Raw genomic sequence first — 18,133 nt, forward strand, 5'->3', positions numbered from 1 at the left:
TCTCTCGAGAGCTAGAAACTGGCCAGTTCCTCCGGGGACTTATGGAGCCGAAGGAGAGTTCTGGCAGTCCCGGTAGCAGTTGTACGCGACAGTATTCGCCACACTCACGCAGCGCCTGTGGTCGGCCTGTGCGCGAAACCGCTTGATGTTGACCTCACGCAGGCAGAGTCCCGCCGCAATGGGGTCGGAAGAGTTGTTGAGGCAGTCATCCGCCTCCTGGTCCAATTGGGCCAGAGTGTCATCAAGCTGACGGTCGCACTCGGCCTTGTCCGCGTCGAACTGGTCGACGCAGGCCTGCACGCATTCGGCGAAGTCTGCGTGCGCCACTGGCACGGTGATCGCCGCAGCGGCGACGAGCACGAGAGCGGCGCACAGCATCTTCAACACAGCTGCCGGACGCATCGTATTGGGCTCCTTTCCTTGAACGGCGCAGGGGATTCCAGTGTCGAAGTTTTCTAGGTTGACCAAACCCGAACCTCACTAAACCCGCGATTCACGTTCCGACGATTCGAGAGCTTTCCGTGGCCCTTGCCTGGTGGCCAGAACCCATCCCCCTGCGCCTTACCCCCAAGCGGGGGCCGGGAGGGCTCCGGAATCGTCGCTCGTCCTTCCACCTTCCCCTCCATGCTCTGGCAGCTCGAGCAGGGACCGGTCGGCAGTTGGACCTAACCTGACGGCCGGAAATAAACCCGCAACTCCGGTCGAATGCAAGGAAAAAAGGCGGGAACCTGCGGGCGATTCCCGGGGTCCTTACAAGACGTTGTAAACAAAAGGGTTGATGGTTTGGTCCCCGGAGTCCCGGCGGGCGCCCCCGGTCGTCCCGGGGCGACTCGCGGGCGGAGACCGGCTCGGCGTGAGTGAAAAAAGCCCCGGGGAAAGCCCCGCCACTTCGCGGCGCCGGCCCCTTGTCTTGCCGTCAAAAACCCCATGGAGCGAGTCCGGACCTTGCCTGGCCGGCGTTGGCGCCGGTGTCCCGCGGCCGGTGCCAACGCCGTCGATCCCGGGCCGGCCGGGGGCCAGGGGAGAAAAGAGCCGTCGCCGAGAGAAATTTGGGGAGACAACGGGTCGCCATGACGGTATATGCACGAAGGATTCGGCTTGGCTACACCGGGAGGGGCTGGCTGCGGGGCGCCCTGTTCCAATCGGCGGCGGGAGGGCCGTCGCGGCCTCGAAGCACGGCCTGGGGAATGAGACGAGATGGTGCAGTGCCACGCCCGGCGGGTAGCCCACCGCCGTGGCGGTCAGGGCTTCGTTTCCACCGGGCGGGCCGCAGGTGAAGGAGTCGTCGAATGCGCCGCATGGAAGGTGATCGCAAGGTGATTCGCAAGGGCGTCATGATCGTCGTGGCGCTGCTGCTGGGTATGCTGGCCTCCGGTGCGGCGCTGATGCGGGATCCCGACTCGAGGGTGGAGGTCAACGAGGGGCTGTTCGTCAATACCTCCAAGACTCGCGCTCCCCGGGTCATCTTGCAGGGCGGCACGGTTTACGCCGTTTTCCAGGACCGGCGTTATTTCACCGGTTACGATTCCTACATCAACCTCTCGGTCAACGAAGGCGGAACCTGGCGCACCGGTGACGTCCGGCTGAATACCAATTTCCCTCCGGGCTGGGCCGATGGCGGGAGCATGGAAATCGCCGTGCCCGCCCTCGATGACGCAGGCCGGCTCTACGTGATGATGCTCGAGGATCTGCTGGGCCAGGTCTTCGTCCACGTGTCTCCGGACGGGGGCGTGACCTGGCCCGGAAATCCCGCGACGGTGACCAACAACGACGCCGACGAGATGAGTCCCTGGTTGACCCGCCGCGCGCTGTTGGAGCCCACGGGGGACGGGATCGTCAATGTGATCTGGGAGGACAACCACTCGAATCCCTCCACCGGCTACGGCAATGTTCGCGTTCGCGGCAGCATGGACGCCGGGCAGACCTGGGGGGTGGAAGTGACGGTCAACATCGACGAGGGTGGCGGGGGAGAGACCAACTTCGAACGAGCTACCGAGCCGGCGGCCTGCCGCGATGAGGGAGGGACACTCTACGTGGCCTACCGCGACCGGCGGGACCCCGATCCGCAGATCACTCTTCCCCATCCGGGGCGCATCCTCCTGCGCTACTCGAATGACAACGGCCAGAGCTTCTTGCCGGTCGGCGCGGAAATCCGTCTCGACGCCGCCGATGCCTCCGAGACCCAGGCGGCGGCCCCGGCGCTGGCCTGCGGCGCGGCCGGGGTCGTGGCGGCCGTCTGGCAGGATCGCCGGAACGGTGACGACGACATCTACTTCGCGCTTTCCACCGATGGCGGCGCCACGTGGTCCACCGAAGTGCGGGTCGACGACGCGCCGGCCGGTGCCGGCGCCACCGCGCCGAGGATCACCCTGGCCGAGGGGACGCCGCGGAGAATCTACGTGGCCTGGGAAGACGATCGGGACGGTAGCGCCGATCTCTACTTCTCCGAGAGCAGCGACGACGGGGTGAGCTGGTCCGCCTCCCGCCGGATCGACGAGGGCGTCGACCCGGGTACGGTGGCCGTCGAGGGGTGGGACATGGAGGCCGACGGCACCGAGGTGACCATCGCCTGGGTCGACAATCGCAACGGGCCGGCCGACCCCAAGGGGCGGGACGTCTTCATCGCACGCTCGACGGATGGCGGGCTTTCCTGGCCCGTCTTCGAGCGTATCGACCTGGGTACGGCTCCCGGAACGGCCGATTCGTTCGATGTGGACCTGGCGGTAGGGCCGGATGCCTATGCGGTGATCTACCGGGACGATCGCAACGATCCGGCCAACAGCACCGATATCTTCGCCGGCGGCGCCGGCATGGACTACGACCCGATGGACGCCGACGGGGACGGACTGGTGGGGGGCCGGGACAACTGTCCCAACTACCCCAATGCCGACCAGAGGGACCGGGATTTCGACTCCCGCGGCGATGTCTGTGATCCCTTCGTTCTCGATCCCGACAACGATTCGGACGCCGACGGTGTGCCCTCCGACTCGGACAACTGCCCCGACGAGCCGAACATCCTCCAGGAAGACGACGACGGTGACGGTTTCGGCAACGCCTGCGATCTCTGCCCGACCAACGTCGATGCTTCGAACCGCGACCTCGATGGTGACGGAACCGGTGACAACTGCGACAACGACGTGGATGGCGACGGTCTGGACAACGCCACCGACAACGACGACGACGGCGACGGGGTGAATGACGCCAGCGACAACTGTCCCCACGTGCCGAACCCGGCCCAGCTCGACGAGAACGACTCCGGTGGTTTCCCTGACGGCGTCGGAGACGCCTGCGACCTGGACGACGGGGCGGTGCAGAACCTGCTGCTCAACAAGCGGTCCACCAAGCCCGACCAGGCGAAGTGGGAGAAGGAGACCGGGGCCGAGAGCTACAACGTCTACTTCGGTTTCGTCAGTCGCCTGGCTTCCGGAGAGCCCGGCTACTGCTACCGCCCGCTGGTTCCCCTGACCCGGGCCGTGATCAACGACCAGCCCGAGGCCGGCAAGAGTTTCTGGTACCTGGTGACCACCATCTCCTCGGGCGCGGAAGGTACGCCGGGCAAGGCCAGCGACGGCAGCGAGCGGCCCCTGCCGCAGGTCTGCGATGAAGACGCGGCCCGCGACTGGGATGCCGACGGTGCGCAGAACCACGTGGACAACTGCCCGATGACGGCCAACGCCGACCAGGCCGACGCGGACCATGACGGTGTGGGTGACGTCTGCGATCTCTTCCCCGGTGATCGTTACGACGATGCCCAGGACGGCGATGGTGTGGGAGGCGACCTGGACAACTGTCCGTTGCTCGCCAATCCGGACCAGGCCGATGGAGACGGCGACGGTATCGGGGACGTCTGTGACGACTGCCCGACGGCCTACGACCCGCTTCAGCTCGATGCGGACGGCGATGGTGTGGGCGACGCCTGCGATGACGACATGGACGGTGACGGCATTCCCAACGCCTCCGATGACGACCGGGACGGTGATGGCGTTCTCAACGATGTCGACAACTGCGCCGACATGGCCAACGCCGACCAGGCCGACCTCAACGACGGTGATGGCGTGGGTGACGCCTGCGACCTGGACGACGGAGAGATCGGGGGCGTGCGCATACGGGTCACCGATTTCCTCGAGTGGACCAAGGAAAGCGGCGCGAGCGGCTACGCGGTCTACGCCGACTCCGTGACCACCCTGACCACCGGGGGGCTCTACGGCCAGTGCCTCTCGCCGAGCAGCCCAGCGGCCTTCCTGGAAATCCCGGAAGCGCCGACCGCGGGCGATGCGCGCTTCTTCCTGGTCACCGGTACCTTCTCCGGCGGCGAGGGAACGGCGGGGCGTGACACCGCGGGCAACGAGCGCCAGGTCCCCGCGGGCTGCCAGTAGGCCGCGGCCGGGCGCTTGCCGCGGTCGCCGGAAGAGGTGATCCTTGTCGCCGACCTTGCTGGAGGTGCGGCCGATGGCGGATGATGCCCAGGCGAGCTTGCCGCTGATCGTGATCTGTCCGTGCTGCCGGGGCCGCCTGACCGTCGATCCCGGCAGCGGGGAAGTGCTCGATGCGGAACAGGCCTCGAAGACCCCCCGTGATTTCGATGACGCCCTCGGGGCCGTGCAGGAGGCGGGGTCCCGCCGGGACGAAGACTTCCTGCGCGCCTTCCGCAGCGAACAGAAGCGGGGGCAGACCCTGGAGCGGAAGTTCCGCTTGGCCAAGGAAAAAGCCCGCAAGGATCCCACCCCACCCAAGAACCCGCTGGACTTCGAATGAAGCGATCGCCGGTCCGCAGCGTTGGACTCCTGCTGCTGGTCCCCGCAGCCCTGGTTGCGGCGGGATGCAAGACGGGTGTCGAAGAGCGGGTCAGTGCCCTGTACGAACTGGCGCGGAGTGAGGAACTCGACATCGAGGCCCTGCGTGAGTCCCTCGCCGATCCCTCGCCCCTGGTGCGCTCGACGGCCGCGGCCCTCGTCGCCCGCGCCGCCGGCCCGGTCGGCGTGGATCTCCTCGCCGGCCTGGTCGACGATCCGGATCCCGGAGTGCGCGCGTCGGTGGCGGCGAGCCTGGGCAAGCTGGGGTCTTCGAGGGCCATTCCCGTCCTCGCCCGGTTGATGGACGACGCCAGCCTGGTGGTGCGCATCAAGGCCGCCGGGGCCCTGGGAGAGATCGGCGATCCCGCGGGGGTGGGGCCGCTGATCGAGGCCCTCGGTCAGCCCGAGCCGAAAGTGCGGCAGGTGGCTGTCGAGTCCCTGGCCCGTCTTGCGGCGCCCGAGTCGCTGGAGACTCTGCTGGGCCTGCTCGACGACGAGTCGGTGATGGTTCGCTCGTGGGCCGCCCGCGGCCTGGGGGCCATCGGCGATCCCCGCGCGGTGCCCGCCCTCGAGGCGATGGCGCGACGGGACAACCGCTACGACCAGAGTGCGGCGCTGACCGCCCTGGAGCAGATTCGTCGTGCCGCGGAGGAGGGGCAAAACAAAACCGGCGGGGCCGATCCCCGCCGGCGGCCGTAACGAGGGGGGACGGAGGACCTCGTCCGGCAGACTTGCCCCAGTGATATGCGAGATGCGTGCCAGGATCGGGCACAAGAGGGCCCCAGGGCCGGGCCTGGATCCTGGGTGGAAAGTAACTGTATTGAATTCAATGTTTTGGCTGGTTTCCACGGATGCCCTGGGTGGAGCGGAGAATCGTGCTCGGATCAGGATCGGCCCCCGACGGGGAGGGGAGTGTCAGCGGCTGGGGACGCCCCGCGTCCCCTTGCGGCGTCAGCGCCCGGCTGGACAGTGCTCGGAGGTCTCTGCTAGGCTGCCTGCGGTTGGAGGGCGCCGCCCGGCCATGGTTGCTGCCGGCTGCTGCGGCGCTTTTCCTGATGGTCGGTGCCGATGTCCGGGCCCTGGCGCCTGCGGGTGGCCGGGCTCCGGCGCAGCGGCCCGTCCCCGCCGGGAGCCCCATCGATCGAGCCGAGGCCGTGCGGCGCGGATCCTGCGAGAGCCGGAAAGATCTCGACGACCTGCTCGCTCGGCTGGAGGATCCCGAGCCCCTGGTTCGGGGGACCGCGCTCAGCCGCCTGCTGGCGGCGCCTCGGGAGTGGGTCGTCGAGGCCCTGGGTTCTGCCCCGGCCTCCTCGCGGGGGGTGGGAACGGAGAGGCTGATGGCCGTTCTCGCGCTCGAGGATCCCTCCCTCGTTCGGCACTGGGGCATCTGCTCGGCAGTGGCTGGACAGGAGGATCCGTGGCTCCGTTCGGTGTTGGCCGGGGTCTGCGTGGCGGGGGGGCGGCCCGGCGGGGAAGAACTGGCCCGGATGGCGACCGACTCCCACTGGAGTGTGCGGGCGCGGGTGGCGCTGGCTCTGGCCGGGAAGGGCGACGCGGAAGCCCGAAGGTGGCTCGCACGGCTGTCCCGCGATCCGCATCCGACGGTGCGGCACGCGGCGCGGAGTGGTGAAGCCGGCGCGGAAAGAGTCTCGGGGCTCCAGGTGAAGGAACACAGCAGATAGCCGCAGGCTGAATCTCCTGGCGGTTCGGAAAAGAAGGACAGACATGGCGAGTGGATCGGGTAACGGGCCGGGTAGCGGATCAGGAGGCGGGTCCGGCAACAAGAAGGGCAACTATCGTCGTCGCCGCCGCCGCCGTCGTCCGGGAGGACAGGGCGGCAAGGGGAACCGGGGCAATCGGAACGCCAGCGCCCAGGCTCCCGCCATGAGCACCTCGACGGCGGTCGCCAACGGCGAACCGGTGGAGGCCTGGGGTGTGCTGGAAACTTTGCCCGAGGGCTATGGCTTCCTCCGTACCCAGAAGGCCAACTACCTGCCCCGACCCGACGACGTGTGGGTCGCGCCGGACATCATTCGCGACCGCCGTCTCGAGGAAGGGGTGGAGATCAAGGGCCAGGCCCGGGCCACCGGCCGTCGGGGCGCGGCCCTCTTCGAAATCCACGAGATCAACGGTCGCGACCCGGAAGCCTGGAAGAGCCGACGTCACTTCGCCGATCTGACCGCCACCTCGCCCGAAGAGCCGATTCGACTGGAAACCGGCCCCGAGCCCATCGAAACCCGGGTGGTCGACCTCGTGGCCCCCATCGGCAAGGGGCAGCGTTGCCTGGTGGTCGCTCCGCCCAAGGCGGGCAAGACCACCCTCCTGCAGCAGATCGCCCATGCGGTGGGAGTCAACCATCCCGAGATCCACCTGATCGTCCTGCTGGTCGACGAGCGCCCCGAGGAGGTGACCGACTGGCGGCGCCGGGTTCCGGCGGGAGAGGTGATCGCCTCGAGTTCCGACGAACTCTCGCGAAATCACGTGTCCGTGGCGGAGATCGTCCTCGAAAGGGCCAAACGCCTGGTGGAGACGGGCAGCGACGTGTTGATCCTGCTCGACTCCCTGACCCGCCTGGCGCGGGCCTACAACGTCGAACAGCGCGGCTCGGGGCGGATTCTCACCGGGGGCATCGACTCGCGGACCCTCGAAAATCCCCGACGCTTCTTCGGCGCGGCCCGGCGTTGCGAAGAAGGCGGCTCGCTGACGATCATCGCCTCCTGCCTGGTGGACACCGGTTCGAAGATGGACGAGGTGATCTTCCAGGATTTCAAGGGCACCGGGAACACCGAGGTCGTCCTCGACCGCAGCCTCTTCGAAAAGCGCGTCTTCCCCTGCATCGACATCCACATGACGGGTACGCGCAAGGAAGAGAAGCTGCTCAAGGCCTGGACCCCCAAGGTGCATCTGCTGCGCCGGGCCCTGGCCTCGATGGGAACGGTCGACGCGGTCGAAGCCCTGCTCAAGAAGCTCTCGGCCTTCGAGAGCAACGAGGCTTTCCTGGCCAACCTCGGTACGCGCTAGCGGTCCGCGCCGAAGGCCCCGAGGCGGCGGCCTCGAGAAGGCACGGTCTCGACGGGATCCGCGGACCTCCGGTGCTCGTGCCGGATCGCGCCGTGTGCCGGGTCACGGGGTGCCGGGTGCGCGGCGGCGGAAGGCGAGCTGACCGCAGGCGCCGTCCACCTCCCGCCCGCGAGAGCGGCGTACGGTGCCCACCACGCCTCCCTGGGCCAGGGTGCGGAGGAAAGCCTCGATGCGCTCTTCGGGCGCGGGTCGGAAGGGCAGTTCCGGGGTGGGGTTGAACTCGATCAGGTTGACCTTGGCCCGAGCCGCGCGGGCCAGCGCCACCATCGCCCGGGCGTCTTGCGGGCGGTCGTTGACCCCTTCGAGCAGGACGGCCTCGAGAGTCGGGCGATCCCGTCGTCCCCTGCCGTATTCCCGCACCGCCTCGGCCAGCTCCTCGAGGGCGTACTTGCGGGCCACCGGCATCAGTTCCCGGCGGCGCTCTTCGTCGGCGGTGACCAGCGAGACCGCCAGCCGTGGGGGACGCGGCAGACGGGCCAGGGCGCGGATACCCGGCGGCAGGCCGACGGTGGACACGGTGACGCGCCGCGGGGGCAGGTCCGGACCCAGTTCGTCGCTGAGAATCTTCAGCGATTCGAGCACGTTCTGCAGGTTGTGCAGGGGTTCGCCCATCCCCATGTAGACGATGTTGTAGGTTTCGCGGGAGGCTGCCGTCAGAGCTCGCAGGGCCGCCACCTGGCCTACGATTTCTCCCGCCTCGAGGTGGCGCCGAAAGCCCAGGCGCGCGGTCATGCAGAAGGTGCAACCGAAGGCGCAGCCCACCTGGGAGGAGATGCAGAAGGTCACGTGCCGCTCGGCGGGAATGGCCACCGCCTCCACCTGGCCGCCCCCGGGGAGGTCCACCAGGGCCTTGATCGTGCCGTCGGGAGCCGACCGGGTTTCGGCGATGCGGGGTCGGGCGATGACGAAGCGCCGGGCGATTTCCTGCCGCAGGGCGAGGGGCCAGTCCGTCCAGTGGGCCGGATCGAGGCAGTCCCGGCGATAGAGGGCGGCGAAGACCTGCCGGATCCGGAAGGCGGGAAGGTCCAGGGGGGCCAGCGCTTCGGCCAGGCCCTCCCGGCCGAGGCCGTAGAGCTGGATCGGGTCGGAGGACATGCCCGGATTGTCTCCCAGGGGTCGGCGGGCCGCCAAGGGCGGTTTGACGGCCTTCCCGCGACGGATCAAACTCGGAGCCATGCTGGGGTTGATTCGCGGCTTTGTCTTCTTCGTCCTGGCCTGGCTGCTGGCCCGGGGGCTGTCGCGCGTTTTCGCCGCGCCACAGATGAAATCTTCCGGGTCCGGAGCGCGCTCGGCCCCCCCCCGGGCTCCCGAGCGCCTTCTGGCCTGTGCCGTCTGCGGCATTCACTTCCCCGAGCCCGCCGCCCGCCGCCCCCGGTCGGGGGGCGAGTCCCCGGTACTCTGCTCGGCCGAGTGTGAAGCCCGCCACCGCCTCGAACAAGGCGCCGCCTGAGCCCCGGGTCTTGTCCCCGGGCGTATGGCCAACCTGTTGAACCCGGGTCGTTTGAGGTTGGGCCTCAAGGGGGTGGGGGGGCGTCGCGCGCCAGCTCGCTCCCGCCTTGCCGGCCTCCACCGGCGCTCCCTATATTCGCATCAGTGCTGCCGAGGCCCTCGGCTGCGGGGACCGCCGTGGGAAAGGGCGAAGGCGAAAGGCCGAGGAGAGGCGCGTGTCCCAGACGACAACCTTCGACGAGCAACTCGAGTCCCTCCACGCCCAGGCGACCTCCCGCCACAGGGCCGGAGACCACCAGGGGGCCCGCCAGATCTGGGAGGCGATCCTGCAGATCGCGCCTGGAGACGAGCGCGCTCTCGAGGGTTTGCGGCTGACCGAACTGTCCGAGGACAACTGGTCCCTCGTCGAGCAGGCCTCGGGCGGCGGGCCCGAGTACCGGGCCGCCCTGGTCAAGATCCGCGAGGCCCTCGATAGCGGCCTGGCCGGTGAGGCCGTGATGCAGGCCGAAGAGCTACTCCGTCGGAACCCGGAGGACGGGGCGCTCCAGCAGCTCCTCGGCCAGGCCCGGCAGGAACTCGAGCGATCGACCCTGATCAGCGCTTCCCTCGAGCAGGCCCGGGAGGCCTTGGCCCGCGGCGAGAACGACGCCGCGCTGGCGGCTTGCCGCCGGGTGCTCGAAATCGATCCGGCCCACCGCGAGGCGACCCTGCTGCTCGAGCAGGCCGAGAGTGCCGCCGAGCCGGCTGCCGCCGAGCCGGCTGCCGCCGGCCTCGAACTGGATCTGGACCTGGTCGAAAACGTGACTTCCGCGCCGGCTTCCGTCAAGACGGCCGGCGCCGCACCGGCCGCTCCCGCACCGGTGGACCTGGATCTCGACCTGGATCTCGCCCCGCCGCCGGTCCCGGCGACCCCCCAGGAGGTTCCGGTGATCCCGCCGGAGCCGTCCGCCGGGGCCGATTCCAGCACGGTGCGGGATCTTTTCGACGCCGCCGAAGGCCTGGACCAGGAGATTCCCGTCGAGGAATTCCAGCCGCGCCCCGAGTCCGCGGCCGTCGAAGAGCCGCCCCTGGTCGGGCAGGCCCGCCAGGCCCTCGAGGAGGGGCGGCTGGCCGACGCCATGGAACTGGCCAGCCGGGCCATGGCGACCGACGAGAACGCTCCGGGGGCCGACGAGGTGCTCGAGTCGGCCCGCCGGGAAACCCAGCGCCGGGCCGAGCACGCCGAAAGCCTGCTGGTGGAAGGCCTGGCGGCGATGGAAAACGGCAACGACGCCGAGGCCATTCCGCTCTTCGAGCAGGCCCTCGAACTGGTGCCCGATCATCCGGAAATCACCGAGGCCCTCGAAAGGGCGCGGGGGCTGGTCTCCGCCCCCGCCGGAAACTCGCCCTCCGAAGAACTGAACCTCGAATCCATCGAGTCGATTCCCCTGGCCGCGGCCCCGCCTGCCCAGGCCGCCCCCGAGGCGACGGCCGCCCAGGCCACCCCCACCGAAGACTTGCCCGCCGCGGCCCCGCCCCCGCCGCCTCCGCCAGGGGACGAGCCCGCCGGCTGCCAGGTCGAGCCCGGCACACCACCGGTGGAACGGGAAGATCCCGGCGTCCCCGGTCCGCCGGCGCCCGACGCCGGGCGTCCCGGGCCGCGGGTGGGTTCGGTGCGTGCCGCCGGATCACGCCGGTGGCTGCCGGGGCTGTTGCTGGTCGTTGCGACGGGCGCCGCAGGCTGGTACGGCTACGACTGGTGGCGGGGGCAGCAGGAGCCGGTTGCCGGTGCAAGCGCCGCCCCCTCTCGTTCGGCCCCATCCGCTCCGGTGCCCGACGCGTCCGCAACGGTATCCACCGAGTCGCCTGCGGCTCGGCAAGACCGGGAAGAGCCGGCTCCCGCGCCCCAGGCGCCGGTCTACACCGCGCGTGACGTGCCGCGCCTGATGGCCCGGGCCCGACGGCTGCTGGCCCAGGGCAAGGAGTCCGAGGCCGTGGAACTGCTGGTCGCGGCCCAGCACGCGGACCCCACCAGCTTCGACGTGGTCGAGCAGTTGGAAAACGCGCGGAGGGTTCTCCGGGAGCGGCAGCGTGCCGAGGAGCGCATCGCCATCGGCAAGGACGCCTTCCACTCGGGAAGCTACGAGGAGGCCCTGCGCATCTTCTACCGCGTGCCCAAGGCCTATCAGCCTCCCGGGCTCGAGCGGTGGATCGCCAACGGGTGGTACAACCTGGGTGTGCGCTCGCTGCAAGCCGGTGACGTGGTCGAAGCCGCCCGCTTCTTTGCCGACGGCTTGGAGCTGATGCCCGACGACGCGGACGCCCAGCGCAACAGGGAACTGGCGCGGCGCTATCGCCGTCGCGGCCTCGATGACGCCTATCGACTCTACGTCTCCCGCCTGACCCTGCGGGCCCTCGAAGACTAGCCGTCCGTTGATCCGGTCTTTGCACTGCGGGGGGGCGGGATTCCAAGGTCGGTGCAGCCGGCGGAACGAAGTCGTATGGGGCCCGGACGGACTGGGGGGACTGTCGGATGCGCCGGTCGCTGGAAGCTCGCTGCCGGCCTCGGAAGGGGCCTTTCCCGAGGGGGGGTAGCGATGCAGCAGCGCATCTCCATGCACGACACGCCCTGGGCTCTGCGCCTGTTGGGTGGCGCGCTGCTCCTCGGCGGGGCCGCGGTGCTGACGGGTCTGCCGGAGGATGTGTGGACCCGTGGATCGAGAGCCGCGATCCTCACGCTGATGCTGGGGGGAGCCCTGATGGTGGGGTGGAAGAGGGGGCTCTGGATCGATCCCTACGCCCACAAGCTGGGGCGCTGGTGGGGTGTCTTCGTGCCGCTCGGAGAGCGTACCGACTGTCTCGAACCTCTCGAGGCCGTGGAGATCGTGCGCAAGGTCTCCCGTTCGAGTCAGCACTCCCAGGTCGTCTACGGGGTTCGTCTTGTCGCAGGTCGGCGGCATCGCGTTTGCTCCCACCACGACCCGGTGCGTGCCCGCCGCCGCGCCGAGGCCCTGGCCCGGGCGCTGGACATTCCCCTCGACGACCGCACCTACGCCGGCGCCGTCCGGCGCCGGCCCGAGGAACTCGACGAGTCCCTCGGACAGCGTCTGGTCCGGGAGGGCGGCGTGGTGGACCCCGGCCCACCACCGGGGCGGATCGAGATCCATGAGCAGGCCGGAAAGGTCCTTCTACGCCTGCCTCCCGCCGGTCTCAAGGCGTCGGGGGGGCTGCTTCTGCTGCTGCCCGTGATCACCTTGCCGGTCAGCCTGGCTCTCTTCGCCCTTCCCCTGCTGACCTTCCAACCCTCGGGGCTCTTGCTGTTGGGCATGGGCGTGTTGACCGTGGTACCGGCCCTGGTGACGGCCGCCGTGGGGGCGTGGAAGGCGGCACGGCGGGAATCGGTCGGCGTCAGTGAGGGGGGCGGCCTGTGGTTCGGGTGGCGTTGCGGTCCGTTGGCCCGCCGCCGGAGGCTGGACGGCGGGGCCGTGGAAGAACTCTTCGTCTCCACGCCCGAGGCGGCGTCGCCGCTGGCGCCCTCGGGGCCCTTTCTCGTGGCGCGGGGCGACGGGGCGAGCCTGGTCTTCGGCCGCGGGTTGACCGAGGAGGAGGCCGCCTGGGTCGCTGCGCGCCTGCGATGGGAACTCGCCCGCCGTCACACCGCCGGCGTCCTCAGTGCCGGAACTGTCGCCGTCCGGTAAAGACCATCGCCAGGCCGTGTTCGTCGGCCGCCGCGATCACCTCCTTGTCGCGGATGCTGCCTCCGGGCTGGATCACCGCCGTGATCCCGGCGCTCACCGCCTCGTCGATGCCGTCGCGGAAGGGGAAGAAGGCGTCGGAGGACATCACCGCTCCCTTCGAGCGCTCGCCGGCCTTGCCCGCCGCCAGTCGCACCGAGTCCACGCGGCTCATCTGCCCGGCACCGACTCCCACGAGCTGGGTGCCGCGGGCGAAGACGATGGCGTTGGACTTGACGTGGCGGGACAGGCGCCAGGCGAAGCGCAGGGCTTGCCACTCCTCTTCGGTGGGTTCGCGGCTGGTGACCGTGCGCGCGCCCGCGAGGTCGTCGTCGGTATCCCATTCCTGGAGCAGGTAGCCCCCGGAAACCCTCCGCAGATCGAGACCCGGTCGCCGATAGTCACGGAGATCGCCCCACTGGAGGACCCGCAGTTTCTTCTTGCGTGCCAGGACCTCCCGCGCTTCGGGCGTGAACTCCGGAGCCACCACGGCTTCGAGGAACATGGAAGTCAGCTCCCCGGCGGCCTCGGGATCGACGCTGCGATTGAACGCGACGATGCCGCCGAAGGCGCTGACCGGGTCGCCTTCCCGCGCCAGGCGGAAGGCTTCGGCCGGATCCTTGCCCTGGGCGGCGCCGCAGGGGTTGGAGTGCTTGATCACCACGCAGCCGCAGCCGTCGATGGAGGCCGCAATGCCCATCGCCGCGTCCAGGTCGAGCAGGTTGTTGAAAGACAGTTCCTTGCCCTGCAGTTGGGCCGCTCGGGCGAGGGTCGGCTCGTTGCCCTGCAGCTCGGCGTAGAACGCCGCCTGCTGGTGCGGATTCTCGCCGTAGCGCAGGTCCTGTACTTTCTCCATGACGACTTCGATCTTCTGGGGGAAGAGCGAGGAGGCCACCTTGCGCGTGCCGTCGGCTTCGAGCTGGTTGAGGAAGGAGAAGATCGCCGTGTCGTAAGACGCCGTGTGCTGGAAGGCTTTGCGGGCCAGCAGGAAACGCGTGGCATCGCTCAGGCCGCCTTTTTCGGCGATCTCGTCGGCCACCGCGGTGTAGTCCCGCGGATCGACGACGGCGCCCACGTCGCGGAAGTTCTTCGCGGCGGCCCGAACCATGGTCGGGCCGCCGATATCGATCATTTCGACGATCTCCGGCAGGCCGATGCCTTCCATGCGTGCGGTCTGTTCGAAGGGGTAGAGGTTGACCACCACCAGGTCGATGGTCGCGATCTGCTCGCGGCCCAGGTCCTGCATGTGCTGATCGTTGTCGCGGATGGCGAGGATGCCCCCGTGTACCTTCGGGTGGAGGGTCTTGACCCGTCCGTCGAGCATTTCCGGAAAGCCCGTCAGATCGGCGATGCGGGTGATCTTCAGGCCCGCCTCCTGGAGCATCCGCGCGGTACCGCCGGTGGAGAGGATCTGCACGCCGTGATCGGCCAGGTTGCGGGCCAGGTCGACGATGCCGTCCTTGTCGTAGACCGAGAGCAGGGCCCGGCGGATGGGCGTCACGCGTTCGGAAGCCGACGAATCGCTCACTTCGCTCATGTTTCTATTCTCCGGTTTGTTCTCCGCCGGCTGGGGCGGCCTGGAAAGGTGCCGAAACTTGCGTGTCGTTCAAGGTGGGGGTGCCGTGCAGATCGCCGTGGGCCAGTCTCCAGGTGTAGAGCCAGGCCCGGGCCGTCGCGGTGACCGCCAGGGACACCTCGAGGGAGGCCGAAGCGAAGGCCACCGAACGGTCGTCGAAGTCCTGGGGGCTGGCGCGGCGTCCCGGCGGGAAGTAGCTGCGCAGGATGCCGTCGTAGTCCCGGCGGGCCCGTTCGCCGATCCAGCGGCCGAAGGCCTCCGTCTCGCCCGCCGCCAGTCGGGGGTCGGCAAAGCCGTCGAAGACGACTCGCATGCGCGGCAGACGGCTTTCGGCGTAGCGGGCGAAGTCGTCGTAGATCGTCGCCTCTCGCGGGTCGTCGGGCCCCACGTTGAGGGCGAAGGCCAGGTCGGCGGTCCAGCGGGCGATCCGCCCGAACCGTCGTGCGACTTCTTCCATGCCCCGGCGGTCTTCGATGGCCTGGGCGGCCCTGTCGATGGCGCCGGCCAGGCGTTGGGGAGCCTGGCCCGGGTCGAGGGCCGCGAGGGGGCGGGGTTCGGCCTCCAGGCCCTCGAGGGCTCCCGCGAACAGGGCCCGGGCATGTTTGCGAAGCTGGCGCTCGAGGCCGTCGGGCATCAGGGCCAGGGCGCGTCGCGCGATCTCCGCCCGGGTGCGGGGGGTGAAGGCCCGAGCGGATCCCTCCGAGGCTGCCAGCACCGCCAGTGCGCACACCGACGCGCCGATCCACGGTCGGGCGAGGGGGACGAGCAGGCGCAACAGAGGGAAGGAAGAGAGACGACCAGCCATCGAGCCTCCGCCCGGGATGATAGCAGTTCGGCCGTGGGCCGGGTCCGCATTCCCGGGGTTTCACAAGACTGGCACGTGACGTGCAATAAGCATCGCCGTGTCAGCAGGAGCGGAAGGAGCGCCCCGGTGAGTCGGGATCTTGACGGTTACCGGCCACGGATGCCACCGAATCCCGACGCTGGCGCCCGGCCGACCTGTCGTCGGCCCTCGTGATGCGGAGGATTCTCATGAATCAGCAGCAAGAAGCCGCCCCTGAGGCGAAGACCGATACACAGTCCATGGCCCTGCGTGCCTTGAGCACGGCCAGGCAGTTTCTCGGTGCCGTTCAGCGGGAAGCGCCGGAATTGATTGCCGGACTCCGGGAAGGCCGGACCCAGGAAGCGGGGGCCAAGCTTGGCTTCCTGCTCGATGGCCTCGGTTCACTCACGCGCCTGGCCGTGGACCTGGTCCAGGTCAAGGGGGCCGATGAGGACGTCGGTGTCGACTTCGGCGCCATGGCCCGCTCGCTGGCCGACCTGGTGCGGCACCAGGAAGCCAACGACTGGGAAGCCACCGCTGCGCTGATCGAGACGGAGATCGCGCCCCAGCTTTCCGCCTGGGATGAATTTTTCCAGATTCAGATCGAGAAGATCCGCTAGCGAACCCGGCGCAGAGCCCGGCGGGCCGATTCCACCCAGCGCACCACCTCGTCGAGGCGAGCGCTGAGTTCCGCCTCGTTCAGGCCCTCGGCCCGGTCGCGGGAGTAATCGTTGAGGCCTTCGAAGAGGACGATCTGGGAGCCCGCCATCAAATCCGCCGGCCGATCGCTGAAGGCGCTGATCTGGAAGATCTGCAGGTCGGAGAAGGTCGCCAGCAGGTAGCCCCGGGGTGTCTGCCAGCCGAGGGCCAGGTTGAGAGCGCCGGGCAGAAGCACTTCGAAACTCGGTGTTCCCAGCCACGCTTCGAGGGTGGTGATGGCGGTCTCCCGGGAGATGGTGGCCTCCACCAGCAGTGTGGCTTCCACCAGTGCCGTGTCACTGCCCTGGTGGAAGAAAAGATCCCCGTCCAGCACCCGCAAGCCATCCGGCGCCGGTAGCAGATCGCCGTCCCCCCTCTGGCGCCGCAGGCTGGCATGGAGGTAGACATCGTCTCGGGCCCGGAGCCGGCCCCGCCGCTGGAGGGTGGCCATCCGTTCCACGTCCCGGTAGGTCGCGCCCAGGGCCAGGTGGAAGGGGGCGAGGGGACCCGCCGGCTCGGAGGGAAGCTGGGCGCTGATGGTTCCCAGGTCTGCGTCGATCTCCGCTCTTCCCGGAATGACCGGGGTGGCCAGCGCGCCACCGAGGGCCAGGGCGACCACCGTCGCGGTACAGAGCAGAACCAGGTTCGGGCCGGCCGGGTTGTGGTGCACGGGACTCCTCCATCAAGGCGGAAAGCGTTTGCGGGTGGCCGCGAAAGTACGAGCAACCTGCTGGTGGGCAAGGGGATAGGGCTGAAGTGGGCAAATACGGTTCAACAAAGGCGGGATCGAGATGACGATTTTTCCGTGATTTCGGCTGATTTGGCGTTTGCCGGCCCCGCCCGTCACGGCCCGGTCAGGCCTTGCTGGCACGCCGCAGGGGGGAGGGCGAGAATAGCGACTCCATGAACCTGGGATCTGGACCTGCCGACCCGCCTGGCAACGAGAGGCACACGATGCGATCGATACATTTCTTGCACCTGCTCCAAACCCGGTTTCTGCGCTCTTCGGGCCTGGTCGCCGTCCTGGCGCTGGTGTCGACTGGCTGGAGTCCGTGGGGGGCGGTACGCGCCGCCGAAGGAGGCCGGATCTTCCTCTCCGAACGCGGCCGGCACCAGGTCGCGGTCTACCGGCCCGATGGTACGCGGCTGGCGACGATCACGACCGGGATTTCCCCCCGGGGAATGGCCGCTCACGAGGGCAAACTCTACGTGGCCAACTGGGGGCATGCGGAGGCCCCGGGTTCGAGTCTGACTCGCATCGACCTGGGGACTCTCCGCGCCGACAAGACGATCTCCGCCTGCATCGGCTGTGCCCCCCTCGATCTCTTCTTCGATGGGGAGGACCGGTTGTGGATGGTCGGACAGAATCACCACGCCGTGTACCGGCTCGATCCGCCGTGGGACAAGCCGGCGGCATCGGTGCTGGTTTCCTGGGGCTGGCCGGTGACCCTCGCTCCCCTGGGCGAGTCGGGAAAGATCCTGGTGGGCATGAGGGCCTCGGACGACCTGGCGATTCTGGATCCGGTCACGATGAAGGCTTCCACCCTGACCGTGGGGCCGGTTCCCGGAGAGGTGCTCCGTCGGCCGGGTCACGACGAGGGATGGGTGATTACCAACCCGATGAATGCCGTGCACAGGATTACCGCTTCGGGGGCCGTCGAAGGCGAATACCGGGTCGAGGCGGTCGTCACGCCGAACTACCTTGGTGAAGGTGTCTTCACCGCCGACGGCCGCTACCTGTTGCTGACCTGCCAGGCGGCCCTGGGTATGCTGGTCTTCGATCCGGACAGCGGGGAGGTGGTGGCTGACCTGAAGTTCGAGAAGGCTCCACGCCAGATTGCGCTGTCCCCCTCGGGCCAGCGAGCGGCCGTCCTGATCCCCGCCCAACGGCAGTTGGCGATCGTCGACTTGTCGGATCCCGAGGCTCCGCGGCTCGAGCGGACCATGGATCTCGACGGTGAAATCGGCGACGTGCTCTGGCTTCCCTGACTTCTCGCCT

General features: G+C 69.0%; 15 protein-coding genes. 10 read left to right on the plus strand and 5 right to left on the minus strand.

What is annotated here, in order from left to right; genetic code table 11:
• Positions 1-39: 39 nt before the first annotated feature.
• The gene (locus tag Q9Q40_04100; protein ID MDQ7006391.1) at positions 40-402 is read right to left on the minus strand and encodes a hypothetical protein; all 363 of its coding nucleotides are present in this window, start codon (positions 400-402) and stop codon (positions 40-42) included.
• 887 nt (positions 403-1,289) lie between these two features.
• On the opposite strand from Q9Q40_04100, the gene Q9Q40_04105 reads away from it, so the two are divergent.
• The 5 genes from Q9Q40_04105 (at position 1,290) to rho (ending at position 7,814) form a co-directional block, all read left to right on the plus strand.
• A complete protein-coding gene (locus Q9Q40_04105) occupies positions 1,290-4,376 on the plus strand; it encodes a thrombospondin type 3 repeat-containing protein (protein ID MDQ7006392.1) in 3,087 nt (1,028 codons plus the stop codon).
• Between the two features lie 73 nt (positions 4,377-4,449).
• A complete protein-coding gene (locus Q9Q40_04110; GenBank protein ID MDQ7006393.1) occupies positions 4,450-4,755 on the plus strand; it encodes a hypothetical protein in 306 nt (101 codons plus the stop codon).
• Positions 4,752-5,492, plus strand: a complete 741-nt coding sequence (locus Q9Q40_04115; protein ID MDQ7006394.1) for a HEAT repeat domain-containing protein — start codon at positions 4,752-4,754, stop codon at positions 5,490-5,492. Before Q9Q40_04110 ends, Q9Q40_04115 begins: the two co-directional genes overlap by 4 nt.
• A gap of 161 nt (positions 5,493-5,653) precedes the next feature.
• Positions 5,654-6,475 carry a HEAT repeat domain-containing protein gene (locus Q9Q40_04120; protein ID MDQ7006395.1) on the plus strand — a complete coding sequence of 274 codons (822 nt, stop codon included), beginning with the start codon at positions 5,654-5,656 and terminating at the stop codon, positions 6,473-6,475.
• 43 nt (positions 6,476-6,518) lie between these two features.
• Complete coding sequence (rho, locus tag Q9Q40_04125) at positions 6,519-7,814, plus strand: transcription termination factor Rho (GenBank protein MDQ7006396.1); 1,296 nt, start codon at positions 6,519-6,521, stop codon at positions 7,812-7,814.
• 102 nt (positions 7,815-7,916) lie between these two features.
• On the opposite strand, the gene rlmN is transcribed toward rho, so the two are convergent.
• Positions 7,917-8,969 carry a 23S rRNA (adenine(2503)-C(2))-methyltransferase RlmN gene (rlmN, locus tag Q9Q40_04130; GenBank protein MDQ7006397.1) on the minus strand — a complete coding sequence of 351 codons (1,053 nt, stop codon included), beginning with the start codon at positions 8,967-8,969 and terminating at the stop codon, positions 7,917-7,919.
• On the opposite strand from rlmN, the gene Q9Q40_04135 reads away from it, so the two are divergent.
• The 3 genes from Q9Q40_04135 to Q9Q40_04145 all read left to right on the plus strand — a co-directional run bounded on the left by Q9Q40_04135 (position 8,968) and on the right by Q9Q40_04145 (position 13,000).
• Entirely contained in the window at positions 8,968-9,324 is a 357-nt protein-coding gene (locus Q9Q40_04135) for a hypothetical protein (protein MDQ7006398.1), read from the plus strand. The genes rlmN and Q9Q40_04135 overlap by 2 nt on opposite strands.
• A gap of 214 nt (positions 9,325-9,538) precedes the next feature.
• Positions 9,539-11,728 (plus strand): hypothetical protein, encoded by a 2,190-nt coding sequence (locus tag Q9Q40_04140; protein ID MDQ7006399.1) that lies wholly within the window; start codon positions 9,539-9,541, stop codon positions 11,726-11,728.
• Positions 11,729-11,899: 171 nt separating this feature from the next.
• A complete protein-coding gene (locus Q9Q40_04145; protein MDQ7006400.1) occupies positions 11,900-13,000 on the plus strand; it encodes a hypothetical protein in 1,101 nt (366 codons plus the stop codon).
• Here the strand turns inward: Q9Q40_04145 and purH are convergent.
• Positions 12,972-14,573: a bifunctional phosphoribosylaminoimidazolecarboxamide formyltransferase/IMP cyclohydrolase gene (gene purH / locus Q9Q40_04150; GenBank protein ID MDQ7006401.1), complete on the minus strand. Its 1,602-nt coding sequence runs from the start codon at positions 14,571-14,573 to the stop codon at positions 12,972-12,974. The two genes, Q9Q40_04145 and purH, sit on opposite strands and share 29 nt — an antisense overlap.
• A 4-nt stretch (positions 14,574-14,577) precedes the next feature.
• Positions 14,578-15,417, minus strand: a complete 840-nt coding sequence (locus Q9Q40_04155) for a hypothetical protein (protein ID MDQ7006402.1) — start codon at positions 15,415-15,417, stop codon at positions 14,578-14,580.
• 227 nt (positions 15,418-15,644) lie between these two features.
• On the opposite strand from Q9Q40_04155, the gene Q9Q40_04160 reads away from it, so the two are divergent.
• Positions 15,645-16,055: a hypothetical protein gene (locus Q9Q40_04160; protein MDQ7006403.1), complete on the plus strand. Its 411-nt coding sequence runs from the start codon at positions 15,645-15,647 to the stop codon at positions 16,053-16,055.
• Here the strand turns inward: Q9Q40_04160 and Q9Q40_04165 are convergent.
• Positions 16,052-16,804 carry a hypothetical protein gene (locus Q9Q40_04165; protein MDQ7006404.1) on the minus strand — a complete coding sequence of 251 codons (753 nt, stop codon included), beginning with the start codon at positions 16,802-16,804 and terminating at the stop codon, positions 16,052-16,054. The two genes, Q9Q40_04160 and Q9Q40_04165, sit on opposite strands and share 4 nt — an antisense overlap.
• A gap of 284 nt (positions 16,805-17,088) precedes the next feature.
• On the opposite strand from Q9Q40_04165, the gene Q9Q40_04170 reads away from it, so the two are divergent.
• Positions 17,089-18,123 (plus strand): hypothetical protein, encoded by a 1,035-nt coding sequence (locus Q9Q40_04170; protein ID MDQ7006405.1) that lies wholly within the window; start codon positions 17,089-17,091, stop codon positions 18,121-18,123.
• The last annotated feature ends 10 nt before the right edge of the window (positions 18,124-18,133 follow it).

Source organism: Acidobacteriota bacterium (genome assembly GCA_030949985.1).
Lineage (GTDB): Bacteria > Acidobacteriota > Polarisedimenticolia > J045 > J045 > JALTMS01.

Bases quoted from the DNA above. Each gene is read 5' to 3' on its own strand.
- Q9Q40_04100 (MDQ7006391.1), bottom strand. From the start codon at position 402: ATGCGTCCGGCAGCTGTGTTGAAGATGCTGTGCGCCGCTCTCGTGCTC.
- Q9Q40_04105 (MDQ7006392.1), top strand. From the start codon at position 1,290: ATGCGCCGCATGGAAGGTGATCGCAAGGTGATTCGCAAGGGCGTCATG.
- Q9Q40_04110 (MDQ7006393.1), top strand. From the start codon at position 4,450: ATGGCGGATGATGCCCAGGCGAGCTTGCCGCTGATCGTGATCTGTCCG.
- Q9Q40_04115 (MDQ7006394.1), top strand. From the start codon at position 4,752: ATGAAGCGATCGCCGGTCCGCAGCGTTGGACTCCTGCTGCTGGTCCCC.
- rho (MDQ7006396.1), top strand. From the start codon at position 6,519: ATGGCGAGTGGATCGGGTAACGGGCCGGGTAGCGGATCAGGAGGCGGG.
- Q9Q40_04135 (MDQ7006398.1), top strand. From the start codon at position 8,968: ATGCCCGGATTGTCTCCCAGGGGTCGGCGGGCCGCCAAGGGCGGTTTG.
- rlmN (MDQ7006397.1), bottom strand. From the start codon at position 8,969: ATGTCCTCCGACCCGATCCAGCTCTACGGCCTCGGCCGGGAGGGCCTG.
- Q9Q40_04145 (MDQ7006400.1), top strand. From the start codon at position 11,900: ATGCAGCAGCGCATCTCCATGCACGACACGCCCTGGGCTCTGCGCCTG.
- purH (MDQ7006401.1), bottom strand. From the start codon at position 14,573: ATGAGCGAAGTGAGCGATTCGTCGGCTTCCGAACGCGTGACGCCCATC.
- Q9Q40_04155 (MDQ7006402.1), bottom strand. From the start codon at position 15,417: ATGGCTGGTCGTCTCTCTTCCTTCCCTCTGTTGCGCCTGCTCGTCCCC.
- Q9Q40_04160 (MDQ7006403.1), top strand. From the start codon at position 15,645: ATGAATCAGCAGCAAGAAGCCGCCCCTGAGGCGAAGACCGATACACAG.
- Q9Q40_04170 (MDQ7006405.1), top strand. From the start codon at position 17,089: ATGCGATCGATACATTTCTTGCACCTGCTCCAAACCCGGTTTCTGCGC.